The organism is Microbacterium pumilum (assembly GCF_039530225.1).
Taxonomy (GTDB): domain Bacteria; phylum Actinomycetota; class Actinomycetes; order Actinomycetales; family Microbacteriaceae; genus Microbacterium; species Microbacterium pumilum.
Genome location: NZ_BAAAOH010000001.1, coordinates 4,191,890 through 4,204,353, shown reverse-complemented (window position 1 = coordinate 4,204,353; position 12,464 = coordinate 4,191,890). Strand labels below are relative to the sequence as shown.

The 12,464-nt window shown below is 66.0% G+C and carries 13 protein-coding genes and 2 tRNA genes; 8 read left to right on the top strand and 7 right to left on the bottom strand.

Annotation, left to right across the window (positions count from 1 at the left end):
• Nucleotides 1–16: 16 nt before the first annotated feature.
• The 5 genes from ABD188_RS18910 to ABD188_RS18890 form a co-directional block, all read right to left on the bottom strand.
• On the bottom strand, nucleotides 17–226 hold the full coding sequence (locus ABD188_RS18910; protein WP_344066054.1) for a hypothetical protein: 210 nt from the start codon (nucleotides 224–226) through the stop codon (nucleotides 17–19).
• A gap of 359 nt (nucleotides 227–585) precedes the next feature.
• Nucleotides 586–1,074 carry a hypothetical protein gene (locus ABD188_RS18905; protein WP_344066051.1) on the bottom strand — a complete coding sequence of 163 codons (489 nt, stop codon included), beginning with the start codon at nucleotides 1,072–1,074 and terminating at the stop codon, nucleotides 586–588.
• Between the two features lie 79 nt (nucleotides 1,075–1,153).
• On the bottom strand, nucleotides 1,154–1,723 hold the full coding sequence (locus ABD188_RS18900) for a hypothetical protein (protein ID WP_344066048.1): 570 nt from the start codon (nucleotides 1,721–1,723) through the stop codon (nucleotides 1,154–1,156).
• Between the two features lie 14 nt (nucleotides 1,724–1,737).
• Nucleotides 1,738–2,355, bottom strand: a complete 618-nt coding sequence (locus tag ABD188_RS18895) for a hypothetical protein (protein ID WP_344066046.1) — start codon at nucleotides 2,353–2,355, stop codon at nucleotides 1,738–1,740.
• Between the two features lie 2 nt (nucleotides 2,356–2,357).
• A complete protein-coding gene (locus ABD188_RS18890) occupies nucleotides 2,358–2,576 on the bottom strand; it encodes a hypothetical protein (protein ID WP_344066044.1) in 219 nt (72 codons plus the stop codon).
• A 711-nt stretch (nucleotides 2,577–3,287) separates the two neighbouring features.
• Between ABD188_RS18890 and ABD188_RS18885 the strand changes: the two genes are divergently transcribed.
• Together ABD188_RS18885 and ABD188_RS18880 are read left to right on the top strand one after the other, a co-directional pair.
• Nucleotides 3,288–3,845 carry a YbaK/EbsC family protein gene (locus ABD188_RS18885; protein ID WP_344066041.1) on the top strand — a complete coding sequence of 186 codons (558 nt, stop codon included), beginning with the start codon at nucleotides 3,288–3,290 and terminating at the stop codon, nucleotides 3,843–3,845.
• A gap of 63 nt (nucleotides 3,846–3,908) precedes the next feature.
• A complete protein-coding gene (locus ABD188_RS18880) occupies nucleotides 3,909–4,850 on the top strand; it encodes a hypothetical protein (RefSeq protein WP_344066038.1) in 942 nt (313 codons plus the stop codon).
• Between the two features lie 33 nt (nucleotides 4,851–4,883).
• On the opposite strand, the gene ABD188_RS18875 is transcribed toward ABD188_RS18880, so the two are convergent.
• Nucleotides 4,884–6,473, bottom strand: a complete 1,590-nt coding sequence (locus ABD188_RS18875; RefSeq protein ID WP_344066036.1) for a phytoene desaturase family protein — start codon at nucleotides 6,471–6,473, stop codon at nucleotides 4,884–4,886.
• 41 nt (nucleotides 6,474–6,514) lie between these two features.
• Here ABD188_RS18875 and ABD188_RS18870 point away from each other — a divergent pair, with 41 nt between their 5' ends.
• The 6 genes from ABD188_RS18870 to ABD188_RS18845 all read left to right on the top strand — a co-directional run bounded on the left by ABD188_RS18870 (nucleotide 6,515) and on the right by ABD188_RS18845 (nucleotide 10,864).
• Nucleotides 6,515–7,318 carry an inositol monophosphatase family protein gene (locus ABD188_RS18870; protein ID WP_344066033.1) on the top strand — a complete coding sequence of 268 codons (804 nt, stop codon included), beginning with the start codon at nucleotides 6,515–6,517 and terminating at the stop codon, nucleotides 7,316–7,318.
• Nucleotides 7,319–7,652: 334 nt separating this feature from the next.
• Nucleotides 7,653–9,023 carry a peptidoglycan DD-metalloendopeptidase family protein gene (locus tag ABD188_RS18865; protein WP_344066030.1) on the top strand — a complete coding sequence of 457 codons (1,371 nt, stop codon included), beginning with the start codon at nucleotides 7,653–7,655 and terminating at the stop codon, nucleotides 9,021–9,023.
• A 64-nt stretch (nucleotides 9,024–9,087) separates the two neighbouring features.
• Nucleotides 9,088–9,159, top strand: a tRNA-Thr gene (locus ABD188_RS18860).
• A 34-nt stretch (nucleotides 9,160–9,193) separates the two neighbouring features.
• A tRNA-Met gene (locus tag ABD188_RS18855) sits at nucleotides 9,194–9,267 on the top strand.
• A 56-nt stretch (nucleotides 9,268–9,323) separates the two neighbouring features.
• Entirely contained in the window at nucleotides 9,324–9,677 is a 354-nt protein-coding gene (locus ABD188_RS18850; RefSeq protein ID WP_344066024.1) for a helix-turn-helix transcriptional regulator, read from the top strand.
• Nucleotides 9,677–10,864 (top strand): tyrosine-type recombinase/integrase, encoded by a 1,188-nt coding sequence (locus ABD188_RS18845; protein WP_344066021.1) that lies wholly within the window; start codon nucleotides 9,677–9,679, stop codon nucleotides 10,862–10,864. Before ABD188_RS18850 ends, ABD188_RS18845 begins: the two co-directional genes overlap by 1 nt.
• 480 nt (nucleotides 10,865–11,344) lie before the next feature.
• Here the strand turns inward: ABD188_RS18845 and ABD188_RS18840 are convergent, their stop codons facing one another.
• Nucleotides 11,345–12,379, bottom strand: a complete 1,035-nt coding sequence (locus tag ABD188_RS18840; protein ID WP_344066018.1) for a LacI family DNA-binding transcriptional regulator — start codon at nucleotides 12,377–12,379, stop codon at nucleotides 11,345–11,347.
• Nucleotides 12,380–12,464: the final 85 nt, after the last annotated feature.

Here is a 12,464-nt window from a genome sequence, read left to right as displayed (position 1 = left end):
ACGCTCGCGGGCTGGGTCAGGCGTCGTTGCGACTGTCGAGAATCCAGGCCTCGATGTCCTCGGCGAGAATCAGCACGTGCAAGCCGTTGGGCCGTGCGTACTTGAGCCGGTCGGTCTGTACGGCACGGCGCACCATGCGCTCAGTGATGCCGTATTTCTTCGCGAGCGGGTGCTCTGGTGCAGTGCTGATGCGATAGACGGTGGGAGTGGGGTCAGTGGTAGCCATTTGCGGAATCCCTTCGGGAATGCCGAGAGGGTCCAGAAACGACGAAAGCCGAGTACAGAACCCCTCGACATGATTTGTCGATGGATGGTTCTGCTGCTCGGCTTTACGGACCTGGGTGTCTGCCTGATCTTCGAGAGATCGACACGTTCTCGCCAATCCCCGTCGCCGGGAGTGGCGGCTTTCCACCTGGAACTCGCTTGCCGCGAACCTCGGGTCAACCCATCGCGGGTGCCTTTGGAACAGCGGATCTTGCTGATACTGCTGGTGATCGAGCCGTTCAGCTCGGTCTAGTTGAGTTTACCCGTTTTCGAGTCGGCTCAATTGGGCGATGCTGTTGCCTGCCCGCGGGAAGTCGAATGTCAACGTTCGAACCTTGAAAGTGCGTCCTTCAGGCGGGTTCGCTCGAAGGTGTACGGGTCGTCCTTGGTGGGCATGTCGCAGTGCCACTGCAACCCGCCACACTCAAGCTCGTCCGTGGCCCGGATGAGGTCGAGACCCTTAAGTGGGGTGCGGCGGTCGCGCCGGTCCCCGGTGCCGTTGAACCAGAGCATCTGGAACATGAGCGCGATCTCCCAGGCCGACAGCGTCGAGCCCTTGAGCCAGAGCACACTCAGCCTGACGGACGCCTCGCTGACCATGCCCGCGGACGCGATGTGCATGTCGCATGGCGCTCCCACGGCGTAGCGGAGCGTGGCGAGCGCGACTGCTGGCAAGAGCACCATCGGCGTACGCGATGTGATGCTGAACTCGGGCTCGGGTTCCACATCCCAAACCACGTTGAAATAAGGGTCAAGCGGAGTGACCAGCGGGTAGAACGATCGTTCCGGTAGAGTAGCGATCAGGGACATGTGATGTGACCTTCCTTTCGGGCTGTACCTCCGGGTGACGGGGCTTGCAGACGTGCTGTGCTGCAAGCCCGTCACTGTTTCAGTTGCGGACAAGTCCTGCGGTGCGGCCGAAGTCGAGTGGCATGAGGTGGAGGATGTGTTGCGCGTTGCCGACCGGGTCTGCGAGCGCGGCTTCGACGGTCTCGGCCTCGCCCGCCATGCCCTGGAGCAAGGAAATCTCGCGGTTGCGAATCCGACCTTCGAGAGCGTTGAACTCCTTGGCGATGACCTTGGTGTCCTCGCCTGCTCGGAGCCGTTCACGCAAAGCGTCGATCTGGTCGACGTAGCTCAGCGCCGCGCCGACTCGCCCCTTATTGCGTTCGAGCATCGACTGCGCCTGTCCGATCTGGTAGTCCTCCAGGATGCGCACCTTCTCGAAGACAGCCTCGTCGGTCTTGCGGATCGTGTCCGCTTCGACGGTGCTGTTCGGGTACACGCTGTTGCGGGCGTCGCGGCGGACTCGGTCGATGATGTCGGCGGGCACGCGGGCGTCGAAGTAGTGACCGTCCGTGACGCGTGGGGGCAACGGCTTGTAGTCGTGGCCTTCGCGGTCGAGCGGCTCCTCGCCTGGGATGTTGGTGGTGCTGACGCGCTTGATTGCAGTGCTCATGATGGTGGCTCCTCTCAGCCGATCCGATTGCGGCGCTGTGACGCTTCTCGCAGGATGCGTTCGTTGGCGGTGTTGGTCATGCGGTCCCGCACGGCGCGACGGGCGTCCTCCTTGGCGAAGGCCTCGGCAAAGTCGTCGGTCATGCTGTCGAGCGCTTCCTCCAGGACGGACACGGCGCTGCGGTAGTCCTGAGCGGCCTCCTGGAGCTGCGTGAGCTGCGCGGTGCCTCGCGCCGGGTACTCAGGGAGGTTGTCGTGGCGTTCGTCCAGGTATGCCCCGAACGGGTTCGACGGTGACACAGGCTGGCGCTGACGGACCGGCTGTGACTCGGCGCGAGCACGAACATTGGCCTCGCTGTCGCGACGCTGTGCAGCGGCGATCCGCATGTTGCGGGACCGATCGAACTCGGCGGTCAGGGTGTCCCGATCCTCCGCGGTCGTCGTGTCGCCGGTGACCCGTGCAAGGAATTCCTGTGTGGTCTCGTTGTGGTCGAGCGAATCGCGGAGTGCAGCGTTCTCCTCATCGGTCAGGAACGTGTGCTCGGTGAGGGTGCTCACCGGGTTTCGCAGGCCGGGAAATCGGCTCTTGCGCGAGGCGATCTCCTCTACGGTCAGTCGGCGCTTGATGGGCATGGTCAGTTCTCCTTCTTGTAGGTGGTGGTGGGCAGTGCGGCAGCGATTTCCGACGAGACCAGTGCGTACGGCTGGAGACCCGCGGTAATCAGGTCTCGAAGCACCGAAGCCGGGGTAGCGCCCGTCATGGACACGATCAGGTCGATTGCCTCGGCCACTGCTGCGGGTACTCGCGTCTTCACTACGACGTTGTTGTCGCCGAGGATGTTTGGTCGAGCCATCGGGGTCTCCTGTCGGTATTCGGTCTCTTAAGTCTCCCGCGTTTGATGTGGGTGATTTGGTCGAGCGCCAAAACAATCTCCTGGTCAGAAGTGCAAACGTTGCAAGGTCGTCGCCCGCGACAAGGGTGCCGAGCGGAATTGAGTCGCTCGACGACCAGGACGAAAGAGAGCGACTATGGCACCTCGATACGCACACCGAGCGCGTACGGCGGCATCGCCTACGGTGCCATGCCAGACCCGAGCTACTAGAGCAGTGCGGCGAGCGTGCCCAGTAGATTGGCACGCCGCTGTGGCCCTCGTGGCCACCTGGCCAACAGGACGGCGCGGGAGGGGAGTTGCCCCAACCGCGCCGTTCTCGTGTGCGAGCGCCCAGCACGCGGTCTGGGCGAAACCCCACGAGAACCCCACCGACCGCGCCTCCGAACGGCGAACCGAACTGAACCGAACTGACCTCTCCCAGTGCGAGATTCCGCCGGAATCTTGAGGGGCAAGTCGGGCCAAGAGCGATCAGATCGGTTTGGCTCGGTTCAGCGGGGAAGGGCTGTCCCGGACAGCTGTAAATCAGCCGTCTTAGACTTCGGGGGTTCGAATCCCTCACTCGCCACAAAACGTTTGAAGCGCCCCCCCGGGGGGCGCTTCAGTCGTTAACCCGGGCCGTTTCGTCTCGCTTCGCTCGCTCGATTACCCGGGGTCGCCCATTACCCTGGGCGGATGCGGTGGACGGCGAACGGCTCCCTGACGGTCGTGCCTGCGGCGCAGCATCCGGAACTGCTCGCAGAAGCGGTCTCTGATGCGCTCGGCGCACTCGATCCCGAGGTCGCCGAGACTGTCGGCGTCGCCGAGATCGACCCGGAGCTCGCCGACACCGCCGCATTCTGCGAGCGGTATGGGGTGTCGCTCGACGCCTCGGCGAACTGCGTCGTGGTGAAGGGCAAGCGCGGTGGCGGCATCCGATTCGCCGCGTGCATGGTGCTCGCGACCACCCGAGCCGATGTGAACGGCGCGGTGAGGAGACGGCTGGATGTGCGCTCGGCGTCATTCGCGCCGATGGATGAGGCCGTCGCTCTCACCGGGATGGAGTACGGCGGAATCACGCCGATCGGACTGCCTCAGGGCTGGCCGATACTCGTGGATGGCGCGGTCGCGGCGGCGCCGGAGGTCGTGATCGGCGGCGGCATCCGAGGCAGCAAGCTCTTCCTGCCCGGCCGTGCGCTGCTCGCACTCGTCGGAGCCGAACTCGTCGAGGATCTCGGCCGCACTCCGGGCTGAGGCATCCGCTCCTCGCATGCCAGGATGGGCGTGCGGCCGCGCGCCGGCAGAGAGAGGATCGCCATGACCATGCCCGACCCCCGTGCAGCGACGTCGCACACGGGAACCGATGCCTCCAGCTCACCGCTGCTCCGGGCCGCGATCTGGGTGGCGATCGGCGCGCTGATCGCCGCGGCGATCGTGTGCGTCGTGTGGGTGCTCGCCGGGTCGCAGAACGGGATCGTCGGTCGGGCGTTTCTGACCATCCTGCTGCTCGTCGGATTCGCCGGAGTCGCGATCCTCGACGCTCACCTCGCGCCGCGTCGGCCGGCGTGGTTCGCGCTCGCGAGCATGGGCTCGTGGGTCGCCGCCCTGCTCATCGGGGCGGTCTTCATCTGGATGCCGGAACGCTACTCGTGGGGTGGATTCACGAGATTCGTGCAGTTCCTCCTCGTCGTCTTGATCCTGCAGCTCGCGCTTCTGCACCTCCGGCCGTACGTGCGCGCCTTCCAGCGGTACGTCACCGCGTTCACGCAGACGGTCGCGGTGGTGACCATCGCCCTCGTGGTCGGGCTCGCGGCGCTGCTGATCGTGCCGCTGGTCCTCGGCGAGTACGTCGACTTCCACGATCTGTACTGGCGGATCGTCGTCGCGGTCGCGATCCTCGCGGCTGTCGGCACCGCGCTGATTCCGCTCGTCAACGTGCTGTTCGCGCCGAGGAACGGGCGGCCGACCCCGGCTCATACGGTGTACCCGCCGCCGCAGGGTCAGCCGGAGCTGCTGCCCTGGCCGACGTACATCGACGGCGTGACGCCGCTGCCGATCCTGCCCGACGGCTCGCCCGACTGGAACGCGTACTACACGGGCTACCCGACACCGGGCGCCCATGTCGTCGGTGTTCCCGAGCAGCGCCCGGCAGTGCCGATCGGGCCCACGGGCAGCGCCGAGCCGTCGCCCACGGGGTATGAGGGCTACCCCCCGCCGCCTCCGCTTCCGCCGGTCCCGCCGCTGCCGCCGCGCCCCTGATCCGAGACCGCCCGCTGCCGCCTGGCTCGCGGGTCAGCCGCGAAGAAGCTCGATCGCCGCCATCGCGGCGTTGTGCCCGCCGAGTCCGCTGACGGCGCCGCCGCGACGCGCGCCCGCGCCGCACATCAGCACCTGCGCGTGCTCGGTCTCGACGCCCCATCGCGCAGCGGGGGAGTCGAGCGGTTCGTCGTCGTCTGCCCATGGCCACGAGAGGTCGCCGTGGAAGATGTCGCCACCGATCATCCCGAGCGAGTCCTCGAGGTCGGCGGTCGTGCGGGTCTCGATGCACGGGGAGCCGTCCGGACCCAGGTACACGCAATCGGCGATGGGCTCCGCAAGCACCGAGTCGATCGTCCGAAGCGCAGCATCCTGCATCGCTGAGCGAGCGGCATCCTGATCCATCCCGGTCACAAGCCGATGCGGCACCTGCAGGCCGAACAGCGTGAGCGTATGCGCGCCCGAGGCGCGCAGCTCCGGTCCGAGGATCGACGGATCGGTCAGCGAATGGCAGTAGATCTCGGCCGGAAGCGGGCTCGGGATGCCGCCGGCCGACGCCGTCGCGAACGCGGCGTTCAGCTGCGAGAGCGTCTCGTTGATGTGGAATGTTCCGGCGAAGGCGGCGTCGGGCGCGACGCGATCGTCGCGCAGCCGGGGGAGTCGCCGCAGAAGCATGTTGACCTTCACCTGCGCGCCCTCCGGTGGCGAGCCGGTGGTGGCGCCCCCGCCGCCCGCCGCGAGCAGCCGGGCGAGAATCGCAGGGCCCACCGCGCTCAGCACCAGGCGTCCGCGCAGCGTCTCGCGGTCGACCCAGAGCGACACCTCCCCATCGGGGCTGATGGCCGCCACTTCGGAGTTCGTGCGCAGGTCGGCGCCGGCAGCGCGCGCAGCTCGTTCGAGTTCTCCACTCACGCGGCCCATCCCGCCCACCGGCACGTCCCAGTCGCCGGTTCCGCCGCCGATCACGTGGTACAGGAAGCAGCGGTTCTGACGAAGGCTCTCATCGTCCGACGACGAGAAGGTGCCGATCAGACCGTCGGTGAGTGCGATGCCTCGGGCGATGTCGGTCTCGAGCGACGAGCGCAGCATCCTCCCGAGCGGCTGCTCGACCAGGTCGGCCCACAGTTCGTCGTCTTCGACACGCTCGCGGACCGTGGCTCGGCGGACGAGCGGTTCGATCACCGTCGGAAAGAGCGCCCGCGCAGCGACCCCCAGCCGATCGGCGAGCCGCGCGTATCGTGCCGCCTCGGTCGCGTCGCCGGTGGTCCGGAGGAACGACTGCGCGGTGGCCGCCGCATCCGCAGTGTCGATCAGGATGCCGCGCCCAGGGTCGCCCGGATCAGGCGTGTAGGAGGAGTATCGGCGCCGGCGCAGCTCGATGTGCAGGCCGAGGTCGTCGACGATGCGCTGGGGGAGCAGGCTCACGAGGTAGGAGTATCGCGAGAGCCGGGCGTCGACGCCTGCCCATGGTTGTTCCGACACAGCGGCGCCACCGAGGTGGTCGAGGCGCTCGAGCACGACGACTCTGAAGTCGGTGCGTGCGAGGTAGGCGGCGGCGACGAGGGCGTTGTGTCCGCCCCCGACGATCACGACGTCGTGGGTGTGGGCGAGGGCTTCGGCGGCCATCCTCCAACGCTAACCCGAGCGCGCGACGATACCGTGGACTCATGCCTCACGCCGAAGACCTGCGCGACATCGCCATAGAGATCGCGCGGGAGGCGGGAGAGCTCGCCCGCCGGAGGCGCAGCGAGGGCGTCGCCATCGCAGCCACGAAGTCCGCGATCGCGGACATCGTCACCGAGGCCGATCGGGAAGTCGAAGAGCTGATCCGCGCGCGACTGGCGGAGCTCCGCCCCGGAGACGGGTTCTTCGGCGAGGAGTCCGCAGCCTCGGGGAGCACGACCGGCATCACGTGGGTGGTCGATCCGATCGACGGCACCGTCAACTACGCATACGGCATCCCCGCATACGCCGTGAGCATCGCCGCGGTCGAGGGCGAGCCGTTGCCGGCGATGTGGAATGTGCTCGCCGGCGTGGTCTTCAGCCCCGCGAACGGCGAGCTGTTCCACGCCGCGAAGGGCGGCGGCGCATGGCTCGACGACGTCCGCCTGGCGGTCAACGCGGAACCTTCGGCGGCGGGTGCGCTGCTCGCGACCGGCTTCGGCTACGACCCGGCGACGCACGCCGGAGACCTCGAGCGCGTGGCACGGGTGATGCCGCTCGCCCGGGATCTGCGCCGCATCGGCTCGGCTGCACTCGACCTCGCATTCGTCGCCGCGGGACGACTGGACGGGTACTTCGAACGCGGGCTGCAGCCGTGGGACCACGCCGCCGGTGCCCTGCTCGTCCGCGAGGCGGGCGGTATCGCCGGGGGAGCCGGACCGGGAAACACGCCCTCCAGTGTCCTGACGGTCGCGTCCGGTCCAGGACTCTTCGACGCGTTATTCGCGGCGGCGGTCGGTCCGTCATAGAGTGGTTGCCGGCGCCCCCGAGCCAAAACCCGAGACTCACTCGGTTTATACATGGCTTTCTCAGGCGCGACAGGATAGTCTTTACCCAATCGTTACCTTCGCAGCCCGAACCGCGGAGGTGATCAGAGCCCGACGACCGTACCGTTGCCTCCCGAGCGACACGACCGAGAGCCCTCCCCGCTTGCTTTTCGACGCACCACTGGCTGGCCCTGCGCCCACTCGCCGCTCCAGCCGGACATCCGCCACGCCCGTCCAGGCGGGGTCGGAGACCCCCGGTGCCTCACGCGCAGAGCTCAGACGGCGGATCGCCGAGTCGGCCCTCGAGCGTCCTGGTGTGGTGTGGGGTCGTTCGGTCCCTGTTGCAACGGAGACGGATGCCGCGGCCCCGTCCGCCGCAGAGTTCGTCGCAACTGCCGTCGCCGCCGCCGCTGTCTCCATTCCGGTCGACTCCGTCGTCCCGAGTCCGGTGAATGCCGACACCAGCACGCCTGCGGGCTCGCCTATCAGCCGCCGCGCACGCCGTGTGACGCAGACTGGGGAGCAGTCGGCCATCGTCGTGTCGCCGCTCGTCGACGACGAATCCGCGAAGCTCGCTGGTCTGACCGCTTCCGTACACCTGGCTGATCTGACCGCATCCGCACAGCCCGAGGCTGCGTCGAGCCTCCCCGACGCCGTACTCACTCCCGCCGAGCCGTTCGAGCTGCTCGAGCCGGCGCTCGTCACGGGTCCGATCGCGTTCGACGAGCCCATCGCCGAGTCGGTGGACGATGAGCCGCTCCTCGGCAACGGGCCCTCGGCATCCGTCGACGAATTCGAGGCCGCTGCCCGCCTGTTCTCCTTCACCGGAGAGACCCCCATCCAGGCTTCGGCCCAGGCTCAGCCCGATGCGCCGCACTCCGACGCGCGTCCGGCGCACTGGCGTCCGCGTCATCGCCCTGACGCGTCGACCGCACCGCGGGTCTCGAACCCGAGGAGCGGGACGGCGTTCAAGCGCCTCACGGCCGCATCGTTCTCGATCGGCGTGATGGGCATCGTCGGACTGCTGACCGTAGGCATGACGACCCCCGCCGAGGCGGTCGCCGTCGCGAACGGGGTCGACATCACCTCGACCGTGCTGGCACCCGGTGACACGGATATCGAGATCGATCCCGACGAGATCCAGGCGTATGTCGCCCCGGCCACCGTCGAAGACGCCGAGCTCGTGCGCACCGAGAACTACTCGACCGTCACGCTGGCCGAGCTCGCCCACGAGTCCGGCATCCAGAACTTCTCGAACTTCTTCGTCAACGACCCTAACTCGGCGATCCAGTGGCCCTTCGCAGTGGGCGTGCCGATCAGCTACGGCTTCGGCATGCGCTCGGGTCGCATGCACGAGGGAGTCGACTTCACGCCCGGCGCCGGCTCGCCGATCCAGGCGATCGCCGACGGAGTCGTCCGCGAGGCGACGAGCTCGGGCGGCGCCTACGGTGTCAGCGTCATCATCGATCACCAGATCGACGGCCAGCTCGTCTCCAGCCACTACGCGCACATGCAGTACGGCTCGCTCCAGGTCTCTGTCGGACAGCACGTCACCGTCGGCACGGTCATCGGCCGCACCGGCAACACGGGCCGCTCGTACGGCGCCCACACTCACTTCGAGATCCTGATGAACGGCACCACGCCTATCGACCCGATCCCGTGGATGCGAGCACACGCCGGAGGCTGACCCGGATTCAGAGGCTCGCCTCTGCTCTGGTATTCTCTTCTAGTTGCCCGCACGCGGGTGGTACGCCCCGATAGCTCAGTGGTAGAGCACTTCCATGGTAAGGAAGGGGTCGTCAGTTCAATCCTGACTCGGGGCTCGCAGCATCCACTTGTTCGACCCGGATGCGGTGCGGCAGGGTAGCTCAGTTGGTGAGAGCGCACGACTCATAATCGTGAGGTCGCGGGTTCAAGCCCCGCTCCTGCTACAGATTAATCTCGACTGATCAGGGTTTCTTGTCCCACCTGAAGGGACTGAGACTCGATGAGTTCAGCAATTATCCAGCAAGTATCCGATCGACGCGGCGTTCTGCGCCCTCTCGGTATGAAGGTGCTCGATGCGGTTCGGCCGGTCTCGGTCGACCTTGCGTACCTGACTGTCATGAACAGCGAACAGCTTTCCGGGCTGGGCCTGGAGCCGATGGTGACGACGAGCGAGCTCGCGGAGTATCTGCGCGTCGATGTGCAGGCGATCTACGATCTGCGACTTCATGACCGCGGTCCGAAGGGCGTCCGAGTCGGGCGTGAACTGCGGTTTCGAGTATCTGACGTAAAACGATGGCTCGACTCGCTGCACGAGCCTGATTCCACGGCGCTCCTCGCAGGAAGTGAGCGCTGATGGCCGGTCGGCCGCGGACGCCGATCGGAACGTTCGGTGAGATTGCCGTCCGGGAGGTAGCTCCTGGCAAGTTCTACGCATCGACCCGCTTTCGCGACTGGGACGGTCAGAGCCGCCAAGTGACCGCGACAGCCGGTAGCCGGAGCGGTGCGCGAGTCGAGCTCAAGCAACGTCTGGCAGAACGCCAGCAGCAGGCCGCGAATGGCTCCCTATCAGCCGGCTCGTCCTTCCAAGACCTCGCCGCTGCCTGGAAAGAGGACATGCTCATGAACGCGGACCTCTCGGATGGGACCAAGGAGACGTACGAGCGCGAACTGCGCACGCTGGTCATTCCAACCTTCGAGCACCTCACGGTGCGCGAGGTCACGGTGGGGAGAGTTGAGCGATTCCTCCAGACGCAGCGTGCAAAGTCTTACCCACGGATGAAGCACTCCCGAACAATCCTGAGCATGGTGATGGGCTTCGCGGTGCGCCGCGAGATCATCGCACGCAACCCCGTCAAAGACACGTCTCGGATGAAGAAGCCCAAGAAGACGCCAAAGGCGCTGACCGATGAGCAGCTCACGCTGATTCGGCAGGCAGCCCGGGAATGGCGAACAGGAGAGCACGTGCTCGGTCCTCGCCCCGACGGTCAGGTGCGCGATGTCATAGAGCTCATGCTCGGCACAGCCACCCGGATCGGGGAGGTGCTCGCGATTCGGAAGTGCGACGTGGATATGACGATGAGTCCACCGACAGTGGACATCAATGGCACACTCGTCGTCCGGAAGGGCAACGGCCTGATCCGACAGCCGAAGCCGAAGACGGACGATTCCAATAGGGTCGTCGCTGTGCCCGCCTTTGCTGCGGAGGTCATTCGCCGTCGGCTCGCCCGACTCGGGGGAGCCGACGATCACCACTTCCTGTTCTTCACTCGGAACGGGACGCCACTTGCGCCCCACAACGTCAGGCGCACATTCCGGGGGATGCTCAAGTCGGTCGGGCTCGACGGAATTGAGATCACGCCGCACTCCTTCCGAAGAACCGGGGCAACTCTGATCACAAACGAGGTCGATATCGAGACAGCGGCAGAAGTGCTAGGACACTCGTCGACGGCTACGACAAGAGAGCACTACGCCGAGCCGGACAAGACTGTGAATCCGCTGTCGGCCGCAGTGCTCGAGCGTCTCGCTCCCAGGGCCGACTAGCCTGATCACGGGCGGCCGAAAGCGGTCATGGGGTCGCAGGCAATAATCCTGTCATCCCGAGAAGAGAGTCCCGGAAATTCAAGGATCTCCGGGACTCTCGAGTTGGTGAGATTTGATCGAGTCATCAACAGCCTGTCTCAATGGCCCTTCCTGGGACCCACTGAGCAGTAGTGAAGCGGAAGGCGTCCGACCTTCGTGGTTGCTTGTGGTGGTTCGTGGACATCGCGGCGCAACTGTCCAACGTGGACATCGAAGCAGAAGGCCAACCCCGAGACAGCGCGAATTCTGGAGCAGCTTGCACCGACCGACAGTGCCCGAACCTGACTCCTGATGTCGCCGGGTCGACTCGATTGCGAGCCGAAACTCATACGCCCGGCTCCTCGGCAGATGCGCAAGCGGTCCGCACTCGTGCGGAACGGTCGCACTCCGGCTCGCCGACGAAGAGATGATCCGCGTCCAGAAAGCGGATGATTGCGACGGCTAAGACATCGAGGTGCGGGTCGGCAGTGCAGGTGCTGGACCTGTACTTCCGCGCCAAAGCACTGAGCTCACCGATTCGGAAGAGTCAGGGGCAGGCTCTTCCCGAACCGAGGCGAGTAGCCTCGACATCGAACGCCGGCCAAGTTCCTCGTAATCAGTGCGCACACTGGTCAATGAAGGGTGCAGCCATTGCCCGATTGGATTGTTGTCCCATCCGGTGACGCTGACATCGCGTGGGACCCGCCATCCTCTTTCGACGGCGGCGTGAATGGCCGCTGCAGCGAGAGCGTCATTGGCCGCGATGATCGCCGTCACGCGCGTGTCCGCTGGAAGATCGAGGACGGCTCGGCGAGCGGTGGAACCAGACCAATCGCCGCCGACAACTCCAGCGGATTCGAGCCCGAGGCGCTCAATTGCGGCGAGGTAGGCTGCCTCCCGGCTCCGGGCAGTGGCGTGCGTTCGGTCGCCAGCGACATGCAGAAAAACGTCGTGGCCATCGCGTGACAGCTTGTCGATGATTGCCGAGATGGGGGACGCGTCCGCGAGATCTCCGATGCCGCGCATCTCTTCGTCGTACTCAGCGCCCACAACTACCGGAACTCGAGTGGCAATCTCCTCGTGCCTGTCAGACGCGAGGTGTGTGAGGGCGAGTAGTCCCTCGAACAGTCCCGCCTCAGCGAGCTCAAGTATTCGCACCGATCGCTCGGCGACCGACCCATCGAGAATGATGGCATCCACCGCGTATCCCGCCCGACGAGCTTCCGTGGTGGCGCCGGCAAGCATATGCACCGAGCTCGCAGCGGTCCCGAGTGGCAACAGTATGGCGAGCCTGCCCGTGCGACTAGTCCGCATGCCACGCGCTGCAAGATTGGGGCGATATCCCAGCCTGTCGATCGCATCGCGAATGTCATTGCGATTCAGTTCCTTCGTGCGCTCGCCGTCGAACTCGAGATAGCGGGAAACGGTCATGTGCGAGACGCCGGCTGCTGCGGCGATGTCATAGATGGTGGGGCGCCGATGCATCGCGTCAGTCATGATCACCTTCTTCGCGGGTCTGGCTCCAGGGTTGTGGGCAGTGAGAATGCTACTCGGCCGCACTTGTAGCGATAACTGGACTCGC